This is a genomic window from Thiomonas intermedia (assembly GCF_002028405.1).
GTDB classification, from domain to species: domain Bacteria; phylum Pseudomonadota; class Gammaproteobacteria; order Burkholderiales; family Burkholderiaceae_C; genus Thiomonas; species Thiomonas intermedia.
The window spans coordinates 2,086,473-2,105,788 of record NZ_CP020046.1; the positions used below are offsets into that span (position 1 = coordinate 2,086,473).

Annotated in this window: 18 protein-coding genes; 8 read left to right on the top strand and 10 right to left on the bottom strand. The window is 63.9% G+C overall.

All coding sequences use genetic code 11. From position 1 onward, the window contains the following. The first annotated feature begins 79 nt into the window (after positions 1-79). Both BVH73_RS09710 and BVH73_RS09715 read left to right on the top strand, forming a co-directional pair. The gene (locus tag BVH73_RS09710; protein WP_079418185.1) at positions 80-1,501 is read left to right on the top strand and encodes a coniferyl aldehyde dehydrogenase; all 1,422 of its coding nucleotides are present in this window, start codon (positions 80-82) and stop codon (positions 1,499-1,501) included. A gap of 89 nt (positions 1,502-1,590) precedes the next feature. Next, positions 1,591-3,180 (top strand): exo-alpha-sialidase, encoded by a 1,590-nt coding sequence (locus BVH73_RS09715; protein ID WP_245800314.1) that lies wholly within the window; start codon positions 1,591-1,593, stop codon positions 3,178-3,180. A 49-nt stretch (positions 3,181-3,229) separates the two neighbouring features. Here the strand turns inward: BVH73_RS09715 and BVH73_RS09720 are convergent, their stop codons facing one another. Further along, a complete protein-coding gene (locus BVH73_RS09720) occupies positions 3,230-3,901 on the bottom strand; it encodes a GNAT family N-acetyltransferase (protein WP_079420509.1) in 672 nt (223 codons plus the stop codon). 292 nt (positions 3,902-4,193) lie between these two features. Here BVH73_RS09720 and rplM point away from each other — a divergent pair, with 292 nt between their 5' ends. Both rplM and rpsI read left to right on the top strand, forming a co-directional pair. Further along, entirely contained in the window at positions 4,194-4,622 is a 429-nt protein-coding gene (rplM, locus tag BVH73_RS09725) for a 50S ribosomal protein L13 (protein WP_079418187.1), read from the top strand. Between the two features lie 9 nt (positions 4,623-4,631). Continuing rightward, positions 4,632-5,024, top strand: coding sequence for a 30S ribosomal protein S9 (gene rpsI, locus BVH73_RS09730; protein ID WP_079418189.1), 393 nt, complete (start codon positions 4,632-4,634; stop codon positions 5,022-5,024). 81 nt (positions 5,025-5,105) lie between these two features. Here the strand turns inward: rpsI and BVH73_RS16165 are convergent, their stop codons facing one another. The 9 genes from BVH73_RS16165 to ugpB form a co-directional block, all read right to left on the bottom strand. Beyond that, on the bottom strand, positions 5,106-5,492 hold the full coding sequence (locus BVH73_RS16165) for a hypothetical protein (RefSeq protein ID WP_425444121.1): 387 nt from the start codon (positions 5,490-5,492) through the stop codon (positions 5,106-5,108). A 179-nt stretch (positions 5,493-5,671) separates the two neighbouring features. Beyond that, positions 5,672-6,697, bottom strand: coding sequence for a cytochrome d ubiquinol oxidase subunit II (gene cydB / locus BVH73_RS09740; protein WP_079418193.1), 1,026 nt, complete (start codon positions 6,695-6,697; stop codon positions 5,672-5,674). Position 6,698: 1 nt separating this feature from the next. Then, positions 6,699-8,126 carry a cytochrome ubiquinol oxidase subunit I gene (locus tag BVH73_RS09745; RefSeq protein WP_079418195.1) on the bottom strand — a complete coding sequence of 476 codons (1,428 nt, stop codon included), beginning with the start codon at positions 8,124-8,126 and terminating at the stop codon, positions 6,699-6,701. Between the two features lie 134 nt (positions 8,127-8,260). Further along, the gene (locus BVH73_RS09750) at positions 8,261-8,860 is read right to left on the bottom strand and encodes a GbsR/MarR family transcriptional regulator (protein ID WP_079418196.1); all 600 of its coding nucleotides are present in this window, start codon (positions 8,858-8,860) and stop codon (positions 8,261-8,263) included. 221 nt (positions 8,861-9,081) lie between these two features. Continuing rightward, positions 9,082-10,662 (bottom strand): glycerol-3-phosphate dehydrogenase, encoded by a 1,581-nt coding sequence (glpD, locus tag BVH73_RS09755; protein ID WP_079418198.1) that lies wholly within the window; start codon positions 10,660-10,662, stop codon positions 9,082-9,084. A gap of 25 nt (positions 10,663-10,687) precedes the next feature. After that, positions 10,688-11,752, bottom strand: coding sequence for an ABC transporter ATP-binding protein (locus BVH73_RS09760; protein ID WP_079418200.1), 1,065 nt, complete (start codon positions 11,750-11,752; stop codon positions 10,688-10,690). A gap of 5 nt (positions 11,753-11,757) precedes the next feature. Next, positions 11,758-12,603, bottom strand: a complete 846-nt coding sequence (gene ugpE, locus BVH73_RS09765) for a sn-glycerol-3-phosphate ABC transporter permease UgpE (protein ID WP_079418202.1) — start codon at positions 12,601-12,603, stop codon at positions 11,758-11,760. Then, positions 12,600-13,508 (bottom strand): sn-glycerol-3-phosphate ABC transporter permease UgpA, encoded by a 909-nt coding sequence (gene ugpA, locus BVH73_RS09770; protein WP_079418204.1) that lies wholly within the window; start codon positions 13,506-13,508, stop codon positions 12,600-12,602. The genes ugpE and ugpA overlap by 4 nt, the downstream gene beginning before the upstream one ends. Before the next feature lie 42 nt (positions 13,509-13,550). After that, entirely contained in the window at positions 13,551-14,879 is a 1,329-nt protein-coding gene (gene ugpB, locus BVH73_RS09775; RefSeq protein ID WP_079418206.1) for a sn-glycerol-3-phosphate ABC transporter substrate-binding protein UgpB, read from the bottom strand. A gap of 531 nt (positions 14,880-15,410) precedes the next feature. On the opposite strand from ugpB, the gene BVH73_RS09780 reads away from it, so the two are divergent. Genes BVH73_RS09780 through BVH73_RS09795 form a run of 4 tightly spaced genes read left to right on the top strand, consistent with a single transcriptional unit; the run spans position 15,411 to position 19,310 of the window. After that, entirely contained in the window at positions 15,411-16,547 is a 1,137-nt protein-coding gene (locus tag BVH73_RS09780) for an ABC transporter substrate-binding protein (RefSeq protein ID WP_079418208.1), read from the top strand. After that, positions 16,547-17,452, top strand: coding sequence for an ABC transporter permease (locus tag BVH73_RS09785; protein ID WP_218919028.1), 906 nt, complete (start codon positions 16,547-16,549; stop codon positions 17,450-17,452). Before BVH73_RS09780 ends, BVH73_RS09785 begins: the two co-directional genes overlap by 1 nt. Next, complete coding sequence (locus tag BVH73_RS09790; RefSeq protein WP_079418210.1) at positions 17,449-18,231, top strand: ABC transporter permease; 783 nt, start codon at positions 17,449-17,451, stop codon at positions 18,229-18,231. Before BVH73_RS09785 ends, BVH73_RS09790 begins: the two co-directional genes overlap by 4 nt. After that, complete coding sequence (locus BVH73_RS09795) at positions 18,231-19,310, top strand: ABC transporter ATP-binding protein (protein ID WP_079418212.1); 1,080 nt, start codon at positions 18,231-18,233, stop codon at positions 19,308-19,310. Before BVH73_RS09790 ends, BVH73_RS09795 begins: the two co-directional genes overlap by 1 nt. Positions 19,311-19,316: the final 6 nt, after the last annotated feature.

Below are 19,316 nucleotides of genomic sequence, written 5' to 3' on the forward strand. Positions count from 1 at the left end.
GGCATGCTCGGATGCCCCCGTGCGCCAGGCCCGAGCCCGTCATACCATCGGCCCACCTATTCCCCGTGTTTCTGCCTTCATGGATCGTGCTCCCGATTTTGCCGCGTCGCTCCAGCAGACCTACAGTGTGCTGCGGGCGGGGTTCGACGCCGAGCCCTATCCGCCCTGGGCCGTGCGCCACGACCGGTTGCGGCGCTTGCAGTCTCTGCTGCGTACCCACGCCGCCGAATGGGCGGAAGCCATCGACGCCGATTTTGGCGGCCGCCCGCCGCCCGAAACCGGGCTGCTCGAACTGGTCCCCAGCCTGACGGGCATCGCCGATGCGCTGCGCCACGGCCCGCGCTGGATGCGTCCGCGCGGGGCGCCCGTGTCGCGCTGGTTTCTTCCGGCGCGCGCGCATGTGCTCCCCCAGCCCTTGGGCGTGGTGGGCATCATCGCCCCGTGGAATTACCCCCTCGTGCTGGCGGCGGCGCCATTGACGGCGGCGCTGGCCGCGGGCAACCGCGCCATGGTCAAGCTGTCCGAGTACACGCCGACGTTCAGCGCGGTGTTTGCCCAGCGGGCCGCGCAGGCCTTCGCGGCCGACGAAATGGCGGTGGTGCAGGGCGACGCCGACATCGGCGCGGCGTTCAGCGCACTGCCCTTCGATCATCTGCTGTTCACCGGCTCCACCGGCGTGGGCAAGCGTGTGATGGCGGCGGCGGCGGCCCATCTCACCCCGGTCACGCTGGAGTTGGGCGGCAAGTCGCCCGCCGTCATCACGCCGGGCTACGACCTGGTGCACGCGGCCCGGCGCATTCTGTTCGGCAAGCTGGTCAATGCGGGGCAGACCTGCATCGCGCCCGATTACGTTCTGGTGCCGCGCGGCCAGCAGGCGGCCTTGATCGACGCTTGCCGCGCCGAGGCGCAAAGGCTCTATCCCGAGGGGCTGCGCAGCCCCGACTTCACCAGCATCATCGACCATCGCCAGTACAGCCGCCTGCTCGGCCTGCTGGGCGAGGCTCGCGCCGCCGGAGCGCATGTGCACGCCCTGTTCGACGGTGTGCAGGCCGACGATCTGCGCCACCGTCTGGCACCGGCCCTGGTCTGCGATGCACCGGCCACGCTGCGCCTGATGAACGAGGAAATCTTCGGCCCGCTGCTCCCGGTGTTGGCGTATGACGATCTGGCGCAGGCGCTGGCGCATGTGCGCAGCCAGCCCCGTCCGCTGGCCATGTACTGGTTCGACCACGACCGCCGCCGCACCGCCGAGGCCCTGCTGCAAACGCATGCCGGCGGCGTGACGGTGAACGACACCCTGCTGCACTTTGCACAGGACGGACTCCCCTTCGGCGGCATCGGCGCCTCGGGAATGGGCAGCTACCACGGGCGCTGGGGCTTCGACACCTTCAGCAAGCTCAAGCCGGTGCTGTATCAGTCCCGCTTGTCAGGCGTCGGCCTGGTGGCGCCGCCCTACGGGCAGCGCACCCGTTGGCTGATGAAACTCATGGGGCGGCTGTGATGCGCGGCCGTCTCCGTTGGCGGTTGTTTTGGCCATCTCTCGTGCTGTGCGGCGCGAGCGCGCTCGCTTGTGCGGCACAGGCGCAGAGCGTGCCCCAGCCGATGCCCGCCAACGGCGCCAGCGACGTGTCCCGAACCGAGACGCCCGGCTTTCGCGGGTTGCCGCCTGGGCTGGCAACATCGCTCACGGCGGGCGATCTGCAGCTGCGCAACCCCGACGGCACCACGGTGCCTGGGCGGGTGCGCGTCTCGGCCGGTCAGGCGGTGATCGAGCCTCTGGTGCCGCTGGTTGGCTGCACCACCTACACCCTGGCGCTGACTTCGCCATCGAGCGAGCGCAGCCGCTTCACGACGGCCTGCAGCGCCTGGCAGCCGCCGACGCAGATCGACGACAGCCGTACCGCGCATCAGGTCGATCTGCCCGTCAGCGGCATGCAAGTGGTGGCGACGCGAGACGGCGGTTTCGTCGCCGTGTGGTTCCAGGACGATGCCGGTCGGCGCGCCATTCTTTCGGCACGCTTCAACCCGGAGACGCAGAGCTGGAGCAAGCCCCAGGCCCTCGATCTGCAGGGGCCGCAGGCCGGCTCGTCGAGCATTCCCGCCATCGCCACCGACCCGCAAGGGCGGCTCACCGCCGTCTGGTTCCAGGCCATCGACGGGCGTAGCGCCATCTTCGCCACGCGAAGTGAAGGCCCCCACGGTGACCGCTGGCGCGTTCCGCAGCGGCTCGACCTTCCGCAACTGCCTGGCAACGCCACCAACCCGCAGCTCGCCGCCGATGCCCAGGGCAACGTCACCGTGGTCTGGCAGCAGCCCGACGGACGCCATACCGCGATCTACGCCGCGCACTGGGCGCAGGCGCAGCGGCGCTGGCTGGCCGCGCAACGGATCGACCAGGGCAGCGCGAACGCCTACAACCCGGTGATTGCCGCCACGCCGCAGGGACGGGTGGTCGCGGCCTGGCAGCAAGGGGCGCCGGGTGGCGAGTCGGTGTATGCGGCGTCCTTGCCGCCGAACGCGCGGGCGTGGGGTGCGCCGGGTCGGCTCAGTCCGGCCGGGGAGGTGGGCGTGATGCCCGCGCTCGTGGCCACCTCGCAAGAGCGCATCGTCGCCGCTTGGGTGCAGGGACGCGACGCACGTCGGCGCATTGCCGTCAGCCCGCTGCAGACCACGGGGCACGCAGCGGTCGCGCGCGGCGGCGCCCTCCAGCTCATGCAAGACCCGGCGTTCACCGGGCCCGCGCTAGCGCCCGTCCTCGCCGCGGATGCGGCGGGCAGTCTGACTCTGGTCTGGGAGCAGGCCCGGTCGGCCCAGAGCGGCGCGGTGCGCGACGCGATACTGGCCGCCCGCCATGAGCACGGCGCCTCGCAATGGTCGGCGCCCCAACAGATCGACGACCCCACGCAGCGCAGCGCAGGCAACCCGGTCCTGGCGGCCGATCCGGCGGGCCATCTTTGGTGCGCCTGGTACCAGGACGGGCCCAGCGGCATGCAGGTGCAGACCGCGCGCTACGACGTGACGCATTCGCGGTGGCAGGCACCGCAAACCGTGTCCGATCCGGCGGTCACGGTGCAGGCCAGTCTGCCCGCGCTGGCGGTGAACGCGGCGGGGAGCCTCATGGTCGTGTGGCAGCAGTTCAACGGCTGGCGCACCATCGCCGTCGCCCGCTGGCTGCCTTGAGCGCTTGTGAACCTTTCAGCCATGCCCGAAACATTCACAAGCTCTGAGGTCAGGTCGGATCGGGACAGCGGCCGAACAGCCAGAAACAGCGCCATTGGCGCATGAACACTTTGATCCAGTAGTCGATCTGGCCGGTCTGGTTTTCCACCAGCGCGTCGAGATGGCTTTGATAGGTGTCGTCGGGCAACTCCAGGTGCGCTTCGGTTTCGCCGCCGTCGTTGCGCACCTTCATGCCCGCACGGCGGGCGATCTTGAGCATGGCGCCGTTGCTGCTGAGGCACTGCATGTAAAGCACGCGCAACCCGTGGTTGCGCGCATCCACCGCGGCACGCTCGAACAGCCGCGTGCCTATGCCCAGCCCGCGCCCCCTGGGCAGCACGGAAACGCCGAACTCCGCACGATCCGTCTGCCCGGCCTCCATGGCGATATGTGCCACGGCCAGCAGGTCGAGCTTGCGGTTGAACACGCCGAAAATCTCGTCCACGCCGAAACGAATGGACTCGACATAGGCACGAATGCGCTCGTCGCTGGCGGCGTAGCCGAAGCGCAGGTAGCGATCTTCGGCATTCAGCGCCAGAAAATGCTGCAGCAGCTGGCCGCGGTGTTCCGGTCCGATGGGTCGGATCGGGATGATGGGCGCACGCGCCTGGTTGAAATAAGGGAGAACGACCGGCACGCTGCCAGCGCTATCCAACCGGGGCGTCTCAGGGGGCAGAGTCATGGGGCGGGCCAAACAGAAATTGCTGCAATGCAGCATAGTTTAGGCGGTCATGGCCCGATTTCAAGACAAAAGGGCGTGCCAGGCCCTGCGGAAGGCCCACAAAACCACAACATTTCAGAAAATCAAGCACTTGCCTATGCCGCACTGGCTCATTTGCCTATAATGGCGCATTTTGGCTTGGAGCGAGGGCCAGAAAAACCCATGCCGGCGGGCGCGGCGCCCATCGATGAGATTCGTGGCCGCACATCACTGGTGGGTTCCAAACAGCTCGCTCAACATCCTAGGAACAACCATGAAAACCTTCAGCGCCAAACCGGCCGAAGTCGTGCATGAGTGGTTCGTGATTGACGCCGCAGACAAGGTTCTCGGTCGGGTCGCCAGCGAAGTGGCCCTCCGTCTGCGTGGCAAGCACAAACCCATCTACACCCCGCACGTCGATACCGGTGACTTCATCATTGTCGTCAACACGTCCAAGATTCGCGTGACCGGCAACAAAGCCAACGACAAGACCTACTACCGTCACACCGGCTATCCCGGCGGCATCTACGCCACCAAATTCAAGGATATGCAGGCGCGTCACCCCGGCCGTGCGCTGGAACTGGCAGTCAAGGGCATGCTGCCCAAAGGCCCGCTCGGTTACGCCATGATCAAGAAGCTCAAGGTCTATGGGGGTGCCGAGCATCCGCACAGCGCCCAACAGCCCAAGACCCTCGACATCTAAGGACAGGCGATGATCGGAAACTGGAATTACGGCACAGGCCGTCGCAAGAGCTCCGTGGCCCGGGTCTTCATCAAGAAGGGCACCGGCAAGATCACGGTCAACGGGAAAGACGTCGAGCAGTATTTCGGCCGTCAGACCTCCATCATGATCGTCAAGCAACCCCTCGTTCTCACAGAGAACGTCGATAGCTTCGACATCAAGATCAACGTCCACGGCGGCGGCGAAACCGGCCAGGCCGGGGCGGTGCGCCACGGCATCACCCGCGCGCTGATCGACTACGAGGCCACCCTCAAGCCCGCGCTGTCCAAGGCAGGCTTCGTCACCCGCGACGCCCGCGAAGTGGAGCGCAAGAAAGTGGGTCTGCGCGGTGCCCGTCGCGCCAAGCAGTTCTCCAAGCGCTGATTCGCTGTCGCGCTTTGCTGCTTACAGAAACCCGCCTTGTGCGGGTTTTTTCGCAATTGCGGCCACAGAATGACCCAGGATTCAGCCGACGAGCAGCCGATCCAGCGGGCTGGCTGCGCCGCCCGCAGCCACCTTCGGAACAGGGGCGTAGATCATGGTGGTGCTGACATCCGAATGCCCCAGCAGTTCCTGCGAGGTGCGAATGTCCGTGACGCCGCACGATTCCGCAGCGTGAGTCGGTCGAGGTATCCGCCCAAGGAAACGCCCAATGTCCGGCCCAACGCTGCCCTGACCTCGGGCATTTGACGGCAGCGCATCCGGCCTCTCCACCCCGGCCAGATCTGCGGCACGATCTTGTGTCCAAACGCCATGACGCTTGGTCAACGGCACTTTGCCCTCAACGCGGCGGTGAATCAACCCGGATTTGAGCTGTAAAAGTACATCCCGCATCACGCGCGATCGGCTCAAGAGGAGCGCATCCCGAACTCAGGCAACTTCTTGAGGCTCATGCCCAAGTCGCCACATTGGCTGAACACGTTGTGCAGAAATAGCGTGAACAGACCCTGACCCGATTGCCTTTCGCGTGAATGCGCTCGAAGTGCTCCGCTCCGATTTTGCCAATCCGCATGGTCCGGCAGTAGTTTGGCTCAATACGCATGCTCCGCATCCGGGTCGATCTTGCCGCGGAAGACGATGTATTGGTAGACGTTGTAGGTGATCATCACGGGAATGAGCATGCCAATGCCGATGAGCATGAAGACGAGGGTGCTGGTGCCCGAGGCGGCCTGGTCGATGGTTACTGAGCCGGGCACGATGTAGGGGTACCAGGTGGCGGCCAGTCCCGCGAAGGAGAACAGGAAGATCAACATGGTCCACACGAAAGGCGCCACCTCGCTCTGCCGCTTCAGTGCGCGCAACAGCATGAAAAAGCTCAGCCCGGCCAGCGTGGGCAGCACGGCGAAGAAGTAGCGGTTGGGCGTGCTCAGCCAGCGGGCGAAGATCTGCGGGAATTGCAGTGGCGTCCACACGGTGACCACGGCGCCGACGGCGAGCATGACCCAGGCGAGTAACTGGCCGCGCCGGTAGCAGTTGGCCTGGATGTCGTCCTGGGTCTTGATGATGAGGTAGGTCGAGCCGAGCATGGCGTAGCCGGCCACCACGCCGAACACGACGATGAGGCTGAAGGGCGAGAACCAGTCCCAGATGCTGCCCGCGAACACGCCGTCCACCACGTTCACCCCATTGAGCAGCCCGCCCAGCGCAAACCCTTGCGCGATGGTGGCCAGCAGACTGCCCACGCCGAACATCGCGCCCCAGAAGGTTTTGCGCTTGGAGAGTTCGTGAAACTCGAAGGACACGCCGCGCAGCATGAAGCCCAGGAGCATGAGGATGATGGGAATGTAGAGGCCGTGCAGCACGGTGCCGTAGGCCAGTGGAAAGGCGCCGAACAGGGTGCCGCCGATGACGACGAGCCAGGTTTCGTTGGCGTCCCAGATGCTGCCCAGGCTGGCCATCATGACCTTGCGGCGGCGCTCGCCGACGAACAGCGAAAGCACGCCCACGCCAAGATCGAAGCCGTCGAGCACCACATAGAACACCATGAACAGGCCAACGATGAGGAACCACACCGTGGCCAGAACATGATGCAGTTCCTGCGGGTTGTTGAAGTCCATGTCAGGGTCCTTCCGTGGTGGCGAGCTTGGCGTGGGCTCTGGCGGGTGCGCTGTGCGCCGTGATGGGCGGGTGCGGCGGGTCGCCGAAACTGGGGCCTTCGCGGATCATGCGGCTGGCAAAGACCAGGGCGGCCACGCCGATCACGCCATAGAAGAGGGCGTACATGGTGAACGACCACAGCACGGCGCTTGCGGGCAGGTGACTGACGCCTTCGCTGGTGCGCATGAGGCCGTAGACGATCCACGGCTGGCGGCCGACTTCGCGTGTGAGCCAGCCGGCTTCCACCGCGGCGTAGATGGCGGGAATGGCGAGCAGCCAGCCCCGAAGCAGCCACTTGTTGTCGCTGATGCGTGCGGCGCTCATGTGTTCGCTCTTGCGCCAGAGCATCCACAGTGTCCAGAAGGCCATGAAGGCGACGAACACTCCCGCGGCGACCATGACGCGGAAGGCGTAGAAGGGTGTCCACACGGGCGGTTGATCGTCGGGCTTGAAGTGGGTGAGGCCGATGACCTTGCCCGTGAGGGTCTTGGTGGCGATCAGACTCAGGCCGTCTGGGATTTCAAGGGCCCAATCGTTCTTCTGCTCGGCCTGGTTGGGAATGGCCAGCAGGGCCCACGGCGCACCTGCGCCGGGCTTGTTGGTGTGCCAGTGCGCTTCGATGGCGGCGAGCTTGGCGGGTTGGCTGTCGGCCAGTGCACTGCCCGCGGCGTCGCCGATGAAGATCTGCAACGGAGCGACGATGAACAGGGCGAGCACCGCCCACTTGAGCGCCGGGCGGAAGAAGTCGACGTGGCGCCTGTGCAGCAGGTAGTAGGCGCTCACCCCGGCCATGACCACGAGGCTCAGTTCGACGCAGGCGGTGAACATATGGCCGAAGCCGTAGGGAAGGTCGGGGTTGAACACGGCGTCGAACCAGTGCGTGATGACGAATTTGCCATCCAGCAGCTTCACTCCGGCGGGCGTCTGCATCCATGAGTTGGCGACCATGATCCAGAACGCCGACAGGGTGCTGCCCAAGGCCACCATGCCGGTGGCGAACAGGTGCATCTTCGGCCCGACGCGGCTCCAGCCGAACAGCATGATGCCGAGGAAGCCGGCTTCGAGCATGAAGGCCATCGCGGTTTCGAAGCCGAGGATGTTGCCCATGAAGTCGCCCGACGCGGTGGAAAACGGTCCCCAGTTGGTGCCGAAGGAGAACTCCATCGGAATGCCGCTGATCACGCCCACGCCGAAGTTGATGAGGAACAGTTGGGTCCAGAAGCGGGTCTGGTGGTAGTAGAAGACGTTCCGGGTCTTGAGCCAGGCGGCCTCCAGGCCGAACAGCACCAGCGCCAGCCCGATGGTGAGTGGCGGCCAGAGAATGTGGAACAGCGCGATGAAGCCGAACTGCGCCCGGGCGAGAAGCTCCGGGTTGTGAAGCCAGTCCATGATTACTCCTGAGGCGGTCGAAGGCCGGTTCGCGTCTGCGGGCGCGTCGGCAGGGGATGTCGGAAGGTGTGGGGCGCGATCAGCGCGGCGGCGGCAGATCGACACGCAGCGTCCAGCAGGCTGCAGGGCACATGTCAGCGTTCGCCGCTCTGCGCTAGGGGCTGTGGCCCAGCCTCCTGCCGCTTGCCAGTGGCCACCTGTTTGACGCGGCTCTTGAATGCGAGCAGCTTCTGCACCGCGCCACCCAGTTGCATGAGCTGGCGCACGTCGTCGCTGGGCATGCGCTGGATGTCATCGAACCACTGCGTGGCCAGTTCGATGAGGTCGTGCATCTCGCGCATGCGCTGCTGCGCGTATTGCTCGGGTGCGCTGTCGGGCTGGGCCACCAGCGCATCGCGCAGCATGGACAGCGTGGGGTCGATCTCGCGCTTGCGGCGCTCTTCCGCCAGGGTGCGGAAAATGGCCCAGACATCTTCGGGGGCCGAGTAGTAGTCGCGGCGGTCGCCGGGCAGGTGCTGCATGCGCACCAGCTTCCAGGCGCCCAACTCCTTCAGGCCCATGCTGACGTTGGAACGGGAAAAATCGAGTGACTCGGCGATTTCATCCGCATTGAGCGGCCGTTCGCTGACGAACAGCAGGGCGTAGATCTGGCCGACGGTGCGGTTGATGCCCCAGCGGCTGCCCATTTCGCCAAAATGCAGGACGAAGCGTTGTGTGAGGTCGGGAAGGTGCATGTGGCGTCTCTGAAGTTTCAGGACTATCTGAAATGCCTGAAATTCTCCGGGGCGCCCAAGCCGTTCTGGGTAACCAGATGTGTTGACCATGTACCCCTAGGGGTATTTCTTCGCGTAACGGCAGCGACGGCCCTGGACTTGGGCCTGCAGCAAGGTCCACAGTCCCTCCCAACCCTTGCCGCAGGCGGGGGATGGGCCGCCTCAAGCGTCAAGGCGCTCGATCAACAGGGGCTGGCGTGGGCGAACCAGTCGCGTACGGTCTGCTGTTGGGCGGCGCCCAGATGCAGGCCGAGTTTGCTGCGGCGCCACAGCACGTCATCGGCGCTGAGGGCCCATTCCGTTTGCCGCAGGTAGCGCAGCTCGGCTTCGTACAGTCCGGGCGCAATTTCGCCGCCCAGGTCCTGGAGCTTCATGGCGGGCTGGCCTTCGGCGGTGCGCAGAACCCGGTCGATGCGGCTGCCGTAGGCGCGGGCCAGTCGATGGACGAGATGCGGGTCGAGCCAGGCGTAGCGGTGCTGCGCGGCCTGCAGAAAGCGGGCGAAGTCGGCATCCGGGCGCTGGGCGTCGCCGATCCAGTCTGACAGATCGCCGCCAGGCAGCGATGCGCTGTGCGTCCAGGCCTGGCGTGGGTCGCCGAGGGCGAGGCAGAGTTGGTCGGCAGCCTGTTCGGCGAGCTTGCGGAAGGTGGTGATCTTGCCGCCCCAGACGGTGAGCAGCGGGGCGCCGTCGCGGTCGAGTTCGAGCTTGTAGTCGCGGGTGGCGGCCTTGGCGTCTCCGGCGTGGTCTTCCAGTAGCGGGCGCACGCCGGCGTATCGCCAGACGATCTGCCCGGGTTGGACTTCGGCGCGGAAGTAGCGGTTGACTTCGGCGCAGAGATAGGCGGCTTCGCTGTCGCTGCAAGTCTCGGCGCCCTCGGGCTGGGCGACTTCGACGTCGGTCGTGCCGATCAGCGTGAAGTGGCGTTCGTAGGGAATGGCAAACACGATGCGCCCGTCCCCCGCCTGGAAGATGTAGGCGTGGTCGTGCGCGAAAAGCCTGGGCACCACGATGTGGCTGCCGCGAACCAGACGCAGCGACCGGCGCTCGATGGGCGGATGGCCGTCGGCGTTGCGCACCGCCTGCTTGAGCAGTTGCTCGGCCCACGGACCGGCCGCGTTGACCAGGGCGCGGGCCTTCACGTGCAGCTCGGCACCTGCCGCGTCGCGCAGCGTGGCTTGCCATTGCGCGCCGTGGCGCATCGCCTCCACGCAGGTGGTGCGGGTCAAAACGGTGGCGCCGCGCTCGGCGGCATCGACCGCGCAGAGGGTGACCAGCCGGGCATCGTCAACCCATCCATCGGAGTAGATGAAACCGCGGAGGTAGTCCGGCTTGAGCGGCTTGCCCGCGGCGTGATGACGCAGATCGAGGCTGCCCGAACCCGGCAGCCATTCGCGCCGCGCCAGATGGTCGTATAGAAACAGTCCGGCACGGATCAACCAGGCCGGGCGCATGGCAGGCGCGTGCGGCATGACGAAGCGCAGCGGCCACATGATGTGCGGCGCGCTTCGCAGCAGCACCTCGCGCTCCTGCAACGCCTTGCGCACCAGCCCGAACTCGCGGTATTCGAGGTAGCGCAGCCCGCCGTGGATCAGCTTGGTGGAGGCCGAGGAGGTGTGCGCCGCGAGATCGTCACGTTCGCACAGCACGACCTGCAAGCCCCGTCCCGCCAGATCGCGGGCGATGCCCGCCCCATTGATGCCGCCCCCCACGACCAGGACGTCGCACGAGAGAGTTGAAGAAGATTGTTCTGCCACCGTAGTCATCCCGACATGGTAGAAGGCTGTCGAGTCAAGGGCTGAGGCGCGCTCCCGAGGCTCGGTCGAACACATGCAGAGCCTCTGCTGTGATGTTCATGCCTAGGCGCTGCCCTTCGTGCCAGGGGGCGTCGCCTGCTACCCGCACCACGCAAGGTTGCTCTCCAATGGAGCCGTGGAGGATGGTTTCCGCGCCGAGCGCTTCGCGCAGCGTGATATCCATCTGCCAGTTGCCTTGTGGGTCTGGGATGATCGCCTCCGGACGAATACCTACGATCAGCTCGCGAGTCTCTGCCTTGATCGTGGCGTCCAGATGCAGATCAGGTGCTTGAGCAATGCGCAAGATGGTGCGATCCGAGTCGAGTACCGCGTTGAACAGATTCATGCCCGGGGAGCCAAGAAAGCCTGCGACGAACACGCTTGCCGGGCGGGCATACACCTCGGCTGGAGCGCCGACCTGCTCGATCCGACCCTGATTCATCACCACGACCTGCTGCGCCAATGTCATGGCCTCGACCTGATCGTGCGTGACAAAAACAGTGGTCGTCTTCAAGCGCTGGTGCAACTGCTTGATTTCGACACGCATGTGGTTGCGCAGCCGTGCATCCAGGTTGGAGAGAGGTTCGTCGAAAAGGAAAATCTGGGGTTCGCGCACAATGGCGCGCCCCATGGCAACACGCTGTCTCTGTCCGCCTGAGAGTGCAGAGGGCTTTCGGTCGAGCAAATCGCTCAGACCGAGCAGACCGGCAGCCCATTGCACGCGGCGGTTGACTTCGGTCTTGTCGGTGCCGCGCAGTCGCAACCCATAGGTCAGATTGTCTCGGACCTTCATATGAGGATAGAGCGCGTAGTTCTGAAACACCATGGCAATGTCGCGCTCGCTGGGTTCGAGGTCGTTGACGCGCCGATCACCAATGAGGATGTCGCCGCCGCTTGGCGTTTCAAGCCCCGCAATCATGCGCAACAGCGTGGTTTTGCCGCAGCCCGATGGGCCGACGAGCACGACGAACTCGCCGTCCGGCACGTCGAGAGAACAGGGGTGTAGGGCGTTAGTGTCACCGAATTGCTTGGTGACTTGATTGAGAACGAGGGTGGCCATGGAAGTTATTTGTCAGAATCAGTCAGGCCCTTGACGAACCAGTGCTGCATCAGGAGCACGACGATCACAGGTGGCAGCAGAGCGAGTAAAGCGGTGGCCATGATCAGATCCCAGCGCGGCAGGGCAAACGCCGCGCCAGCGTTGATCATGCCCTGCATGCCCATGACGACCGTGGTGTAGCCGGCGTCCGTGGTGGTGAGCAGCGGCCAGAGATACTGGTTCCAGCCATAGACAAAGACAAGGACGAAGAGGGCTGCAATATTGGTTCGCGATAGAGGCAACACCATATCCAGGAAAAAACGTATTGGCCCGGCGCCGTCGATGCGCGCCGCATCGGTAAGGCTGCGCGGCAGTGTCATGAAAAACTGGCGAAACAGGAAAGTGGCAGTCGCAGAGGCGATGAGCGGAAGAATGAGACCGCTGTAGCTGTTGAGCAGCTGCAGGTTGGCCGTGACCTGATAGGTCGGGAAGAACCGAACCTCGATGGGCATCATCAGGGTAAAGAAAATCAGCCAGAACGCGGCCATGCGCATTGGAAACCGGAAGTACACCACCGCGTAGGCCGAAAGGATGGAGATGAACAGTTTGCCGATGGTGATGCCCAGCGCCATGATGAAACTGTTGAGCAGCATGCGCCACACGGGAATGGTGCCTGGCAGACCCTTTTCCAGTACCGAACGAAGGTTGTCGAGCAACATGCCGCCAGGCAGGAGGGGGAAGTGCCCAAGCAGGGCCTGCGGTCGATGGCTGGCCGCAACGACCGCAAGGTAGAGCGGCAGCGCGACCACGACAGCCATGGCGACGAGCACGAGGTGGCGCAGCCCAGCCGAGCGAAGCAATCCGCTCTTCATTGGTAGTGTACCTTTCTGCCGATATAGCGGAATTGCACAATCGTGAGCCCGGCGACCAAGGCCATCAACACTACGGACTGAGCTGCTGCGGAGCCGAGATTGAGGTTCTGGAAGCCGTCTTGATAAAGCTTGTAGACCAGGGTTTGCGTCGACTCACCCGGGCCGCCTTTGGTGACGATATTGATCAGTCCGAAGGTGTCGAAAAGGATGAATACGCTGTTCATTACCAGCAGGAAGAAGCTTGTCGGTGCCAGCAGTGGAAAGACAATGGTCCAGAAACGGCGCACGGGTCCGGCGCCATCGAGTGCCGCCGCTTCGAGCAACGACGCTGGGATGGCTTGCAGCCCGGCGGTGAAAAACAGGAAGTTGTAGGCGATCTGCTGCCAGGCGGTCATGGCGATGATGAGTAGCAGCGCCTGATTGCCATCGAGGATGTAGTTCCAGTTCACACCCAGCGTGGCCAGCACCTGCGCACCCGCGCCGACTTGCGGCGAGAACATGAACACCCACAGCGAACCGGTGATGGCTGGCGCGACCGCATAGGGCCAGATGAACAGCGTGCGATAGACGCCTCGGGCTCGGGTCAGGCTGTCGGTCAGCACGGCCAGCAACAGCCCAAGTCCCATGGCCAGCACGGTGGAGGTGATGGCATAGATCGCAGTCACCCGGAAGGCGCGCAGGTAGCTGTGTTCTTCGAACAAGGCGGCGAAATTGCTCAGCCCGACGAACTGCTTGCTCAGCCCGAACGGATCGGCCTGATAGAAAGCGCCCGAGAGTGCCTGTACGGCCGGCCAGACGAAGAACAGCACCGTGATGGCAAGTTGCGGCGCGAGAAGAAAGTAGGGCAGGACGCGATGCGGAAACGGCGCTGCATCCACGACCTTGGGTGACTTCCTCGGACGCATGCGAGCCCCCGAGGTCGCGCCAGAGCGTGATGTACTCACGTTTTACTGGCCCGCTGTCTGTCCGAACTGTGCCAGGAGTTTGTCACCCTTATTCACCACGGCGTCCATGGCTTGTTGTGCTGTTTTCTTGCCCGCTAGCGCATCTTCAAGTTCGGCGCGGATGTTGTCGCGAATCTGTGGCAAGTAACCCAGACGGACACCCATGGTGAAAGGCTTGGGAGGCTTGTTGGTCAACTCACTGACTGCCACCATCGCGCCAGGATTTTTCTCATAGTAGCCCTCTGCTTTGAGTAGGGCGAAACCTGCATTGCTCACTGGTATATAGCCGGTCGCCTTGGCCCAGTACGCCTGGGTCTTCGCTGAGCCAAGGAACTCAAGGAACTTCGCGACACCAGGGTAGTGATTGGCCGGAACACCTCGCATCACCCAGAGCGAGGCTCCGCCTACTGCGCTGTTCTGAGGTGCCGTCTTCAGGTTGGCGTCGTAAGGCATCGGGGCAATGCCGAAAGGAAACTTGGCCCCGGCATTGATGGACGAAAGTACGGATGAGCTGTCCATGTACATGGCGCATTCGCCACTGTTGAACAGTGGCGTGGCGTTGGTGCTGGCTGCGCCGGCATATTTGAAGATGCCAGCCTTCGACCAATCAACCAGATCGGCGACGTGTAGTACATAAGGCTTTTCATTGAGCAATAGCTTGACGTTCTTGGAAGACTTAAAGCCGTTGTCCTGGGTGGCGTAGGGTATGCCGTTCCAAAGCGAGAATTGCTCAAATTGAATCCAGTCAGGCCACCCCGTGGTGAATCCGCATTTGGAGCCGCTGGCCATCAGCTTCTTGCCGACTTCACCCATCTCTTGCCAGGTCTTGGGCGGCTGCACGCCGGCCTTGGCCAGCTGGTCCTTGTTGTAGAACAGAACCGGTGCTGATGAGTTGAACGGCATCGACACGAGCTTGCCCTGTGCATTGGAGTAATAGCTTGCCGCTCCGCCGATGAATTGGCTGGTGGAGAAGGGTATGTGCTCCTTGGCCATCAGCTCGTAGACCGGAACGTAGGCGCCCTTGGCCGACATCATGGTGGCGGTTCCCACATCGAAGACCTGCACGATGTCGGGCGGGTTTTTGGCGCGGAATGCGGCAACTGCCGACATCATGGTGTCGGGATAGGTGCCCTTGTTGACCGAGATCACCTCGTATTGCGTTTGCGAGGCGTTGAACTCATCGACGACATGTTGCACGGTCTTGCCCAGTTCGCCACTCATGGCGTTCCAGAACTGGATTTTGATTCTTTCGGCGGCTTGACCGCTGGTGATGCCGCCAAGGCTGAAGGCTAGGCCAATGCTGGCCAGGGTGAAAACGTGTCTTGCTCTCATGGTCACTCCATCGATCGGGGAAGGTGAAATTCAAACGACAACACGATATGTCTCGTCGCGCTTGTGTCGGGCTGGGGAAGGGTCACTCTAGTAGGCCGACTTGACGCCTATGTGACAGGTTGATGAATGTATACAAAATGCGTGGCGAGATGCTGCATTCGCGACCGCGCTTTGTCAATTCGGGGAGATGTGGGATGCTATTCATGAAGGGCGTCAGTCTTGGCGCGCTAGTGTTTGATCGACACCGTGTGTCTACCACTGGATAGCGATGAGCCGGGCGGCCTTCGTACGGCGCAGTGGCTGTGCTGAGAGGTTATGTCCGCGACGAAATGCAAGCGCTGCAACAAGGGCTAGCAACAGTCACAATCGGCCGCTTGGGCATCCTCTGATGTGCGCGACCATAAGGGAAAGGGATAGAGAAAGGGACGACTATGCCGCCGCAATTTTTTGCCGCAGAATTACCGTCATCAATGTGTCATCTGGCGTATCTACGCTTTTTTGGTTTTCTTCATAACAACCTGGAGTCATTCCATGACCAGCCGTTCACGCGACACCCGCCGCAGCTTCCTCAAACTCACCGCTGGCGCTGCGGGCGCCAGTCTCGGGTCTGCCCTCATTCCCGGCTTTGTCGGACAAGCGTTTGCAGCGGCCGCCACGCCGGCTGACAAGGCGCTCATCGCCGCGGCCAAGGCCGAGGGCAAGCTCAATGTCATCGCACTGCCGCCTGACTGGGCCAACTACGGCCAGATGATTGCCGAGTTCTCCAAGCTTTACGGTATTCACGTCAACAGCGCCTCGCCCGACGCCAGCTCGGCGCAGGAGTTGCAGGCGATCAAGTCGCTCAAGGGACAGAGCCGCGGGCCGGACGTGGTGGACGTCGGACCGTCGTTCGCCCTCGCGGGTGTGCAGGAAGGTCTGTTTCAGCCCTACAAGGTTGCCACTTGGGCGAGCATTCCCGACAACATGAAGGACGCGGGTGGCCTGTGGTGGGGCGACTATTTCGGTGTCATCTCGCTCGGCGTGAATCGCAAGGTGGTGAAGAATCCGCCGAAGTCGTGGGCCGATCTGCTCAAGCCGGAATACAAGGGCATGGTCACGCTCAATGGCAGCCCGCTGGGTGCCGCCGCGGCGTTCTCCGGGGTGTATGCGGCAGCCCTGGCCAACGGCGGTTCGCTCGACAACATCGAGCCGGGCATCGAGTTCTTCGCCAAGCTGGCCAAGGCCGGCAACTTCAATCCGTCCGACGCGACCTCGGCCAGCCTGGTCTCGGGTCAGACGCCGATCGTCGTCAACTGGGACTATCTCAATCTCGCCGATGGCCAGAAGAACAAGGGCATGGTGGACATCGAGACGGTGCTGCCGACGGGCGGCCATCCTCTGGGCGGCTTCTACTGCCAGGCCATCAGCAAGTTCGCGCCCAATCTCAAGGCGGCGCAATTGTGGGAAGAGTTCCTGATGTCGGATGCCGGCCAGCTCATTTACCTGGAAGGCTTCGCGCACCCGGCCCGCTTCTCCGACATGGTGGCGCGCGGTGTGGTGCCCAAGGCCCTGCTCGACAAACTCCCGCCGGCCGAGCCGTACAAGCAGGCCCAGTTCCCGAACAAGGAACAGACTGAAAAGGCGAAAGCCACGCTGCAGGCCAATTGGGCCAAGATGGTTCACGTCTGATGCAGCGGCCTGCCATGGAGCAGGCTGGGAGCGCCGCGGGCACCCAGCCTGTTCGCCCGCGCGGCGGGCACTGGGGCGCGATGATTTTCATCGGGCCCTTTCTGCTTTATGTCGCCGTCTTCTTGCTGCTGCCCACGCTGCGCCTGTTTTCGCAGGCGTTCAGTGGTGACCATGGTCTGACGCTGCAGTATGTCGAAGCGCTCGGGCAGCCGCAGACGGTCAAGGCCTTCATCAACTCCATCGTGCTGTCGGCGGTTTCGGCGGCCGTTGGGTTGATCGTTGGTGGACTGGTGGCCTATTTTCTTCTGCGGCCGCAGGCGCCGCGGGGCTTGCGTTCGCTGGTGACCTCGTTCAGCGCGGTGGCGGCGAACTTTGCCGGCGTGCCGTTGGCGTTCGCGTTCATCGCCACGCTGGGCAGCCTGGGCATGGTCACGCTGTGGCTGAAGAATCTTGGCATCGACCTGTATGGCACTGGCTTCAGTCTGTATTCCATGAGCGGACTGATCGTGGTGTACGCGTATTTTCAGGTGCCCTTGATGATCATTGTCATCATCCCCGCCATCGAAGGACTGCGCCGCGAGTGGCGCGAAGCGTCGGAAAGCCTGGGCGCCGGTAGCTGGACGTATTGGCGCCACGTCGGACTGCCGATTCTGCTGCCTTCGCTGCTGTCGGCCTACTTGCTGCTGTTCGGCAATGCCTTCTCGGCCTACGCCACGCCCTATGCGCTGACCTCCGGCATCATTTCGCTCGTTCCCATCGAGATCAGCAATGTGCTCTCGGGCAATGTGATGCTTGCGCCGCAGACCGGCGCGGCGCTGGCGCTGGGCATGATCGTGGTGATGGTGGGCGTCATGCTGCTGTACGCGCTGGCCGCGCGCCGCGCGGGCCGTTGGAGCGGCAAATGAGCGCGCGCCGCATGCACCCGACCGGGGTGATCGTGCTGCTGCTGGCTGGGCTTTATTTTGCCGTTCCGCTGGTGGCCACGGGGGTTTTCAGCCTGTGGGAGGGCGGGTCCCGCTATGGCTTTAACGCCTACGTGAGTCTGGTGCACAAGAGCGAGATGTGGGACAGCCTCTGGCTGTCCTTGCGCCTGGCGCTGGAGACCATCGCGCTCAGTCTGGTGGTGCTGGTGCCGGCCGTGTTCTGGATGCATTTGCGCGCGCCGCGCATGAAGCCACTGTTCGACTTTATTTCGGTGCTGCCCTTTGTCGTCCCGCCCATCGTTCTTGTTGCCGGGCTCACGGCGCTATTCCACGGGCCGGACTGGTTTGTCGGCACCGCCAACTATCTGGTCGTGCCCTATGTCATTCTGGCGTTGCCCTACACCTACCGGGCGCTGGACGTGGGCATGCGCGCACTGGATCTGCGCACCCTCACCGAGGCCTCGCACAGCCTGGGCGCGGGCTGGGGCGCCTTTCTGCTGCGTGTCCTGGTGCCCAACCTTGCCAGCGCGCTGGCGGGTGCGGCGCTGCTCACCATCGCCATCGTGATGGGCGAGTTCACCTTTGCGAACGTGCTGCTGTTCAACACGTTCGCGGTCTATATCAATTACATCGGCCAGACCTCGGCGACGGAAGCGGCGGCACTCACCCTGCTGAGCTTCCTCATCACCTGGCTGGCCATGCTCGGCGTGCTGCTTTCAGGGCGCGGCAAAGGGCAGGCGCAACTCGGAGGTGCGCACTGATGGCGACGCTTGAGATCAAAGAGGTGGCCAAACGCTATGGCGACCGCACCGTACTGCACGACATCTCGCTGGACCTGACCAGCGGCGAGTTTGTTTCACTGCTCGGCCCTTCGGGGTGTGGCAAGACCACGCTGCTGCGCATCATTGCCGGCTTTGAGCAGCCGGATCGAGGGCGGGTGGTGGTGGGAGGGCGCGACATCACCGCGCTGCCGGCCAATCAACGGCAGATGGGCATGGTGTTCCAGGCCTACAGCCTGTTTCCCAATATGAGCGCCGCCGACAATGTGCGCTTCGGCCTGCGGGTGCGCAAAATCGGCGCTGCAGAACAGACGCGCCGCATTGGCGACATGCTCGAACTCGTCGGACTTTCGGCGCATGCCGACAAGTATCCCCATCAGCTCTCCGGCGGGCAGCAGCAACGCGTCGCGCTGGCCCGCGCGCTGGCCATCCAGCCAACCCTGTTGCTGCTTGACGAGCCCTTGTCGGCGCTCGATGCCAAGGTGAGGGTGCAGCTGCGCGAGGAGATCCGCCGCATCCAGCGCGAGACCGGCATCACCACGGTATTCGTCACGCATGATCAGGAGGAGGCGCTGTCCATCTCCGACCGGGTGGCGGTGATGTTCGAAGGGCGCATGGTGCAGGTCGGCGCGCCCGCCGCGATCTATCAGGAGCCTACCCATCCTTTCGTCGCGCAATTCATCGGCATCTCCAGTCGCCTGCCGGCGCGCGTCGTCGATGCCGATCAGGGCGTGATTTCCGTACTCGACCGTCCGCTGCACACGCCGCGTGCGCGCGGGCTGCAGCCCGACAGCGCCCTTCATCTCTATCTGCGTCCTGAAGGGGTGCAACTGCAGGCCGTAGACGGCAACGCGCCGCAGGGCGCGGTGCTGCAGGGCACGGTGCGCGAAAGTACGTTTTTCGGGGCCATCACCCGCCTGCGGGTGGAGGTCGATGGCGGCCAGCGCGTGCTCGCCGACTTGTCGACCCACGAGGCCCTGAAGTTGCCCATCGGCAGCCGGGTGCACGTGGGCTGGCAGCTCGACGCCATGCGGCTGCTTCCGGCAGAGTTGCCTGCCTGAGCGCCG

Coding starts and splice junctions, on each gene's coding strand:
- BVH73_RS09710 (WP_079418185.1), top strand. CDS start 80: ATGGATCGTGCTCCCGATTTTGCCGCGTCGCTCCAGCAGACCTACAGT.
- BVH73_RS09720 (WP_079420509.1), bottom strand. CDS start 3,901: ATGACTCTGCCCCCTGAGACGCCCCGGTTGGATAGCGCTGGCAGCGTG.
- rplM (WP_079418187.1), top strand. CDS start 4,194: ATGAAAACCTTCAGCGCCAAACCGGCCGAAGTCGTGCATGAGTGGTTC.
- rpsI (WP_079418189.1), top strand. CDS start 4,632: ATGATCGGAAACTGGAATTACGGCACAGGCCGTCGCAAGAGCTCCGTG.
- cydB (WP_079418193.1), bottom strand. CDS start 6,697: ATGGACTTCAACAACCCGCAGGAACTGCATCATGTTCTGGCCACGGTG.
- BVH73_RS09745 (WP_079418195.1), bottom strand. CDS start 8,126: ATGGACTGGCTTCACAACCCGGAGCTTCTCGCCCGGGCGCAGTTCGGC.
- BVH73_RS09750 (WP_079418196.1), bottom strand. CDS start 8,860: ATGCACCTTCCCGACCTCACACAACGCTTCGTCCTGCATTTTGGCGAA.
- glpD (WP_079418198.1), bottom strand. CDS start 10,662: ATGACTACGGTGGCAGAACAATCTTCTTCAACTCTCTCGTGCGACGTC.
- BVH73_RS09760 (WP_079418200.1), bottom strand. CDS start 11,752: ATGGCCACCCTCGTTCTCAATCAAGTCACCAAGCAATTCGGTGACACT.
- ugpE (WP_079418202.1), bottom strand. CDS start 12,603: ATGAAGAGCGGATTGCTTCGCTCGGCTGGGCTGCGCCACCTCGTGCTC.
- ugpA (WP_079418204.1), bottom strand. CDS start 13,508: ATGCGTCCGAGGAAGTCACCCAAGGTCGTGGATGCAGCGCCGTTTCCG.
- ugpB (WP_079418206.1), bottom strand. CDS start 14,879: ATGAGAGCAAGACACGTTTTCACCCTGGCCAGCATTGGCCTAGCCTTC.
- BVH73_RS09780 (WP_079418208.1), top strand. CDS start 15,411: ATGACCAGCCGTTCACGCGACACCCGCCGCAGCTTCCTCAAACTCACC.
- BVH73_RS09785 (WP_218919028.1), top strand. CDS start 16,547: ATGCAGCGGCCTGCCATGGAGCAGGCTGGGAGCGCCGCGGGCACCCAG.
- BVH73_RS09790 (WP_079418210.1), top strand. CDS start 17,449: ATGAGCGCGCGCCGCATGCACCCGACCGGGGTGATCGTGCTGCTGCTG.
- BVH73_RS09795 (WP_079418212.1), top strand. CDS start 18,231: ATGGCGACGCTTGAGATCAAAGAGGTGGCCAAACGCTATGGCGACCGC.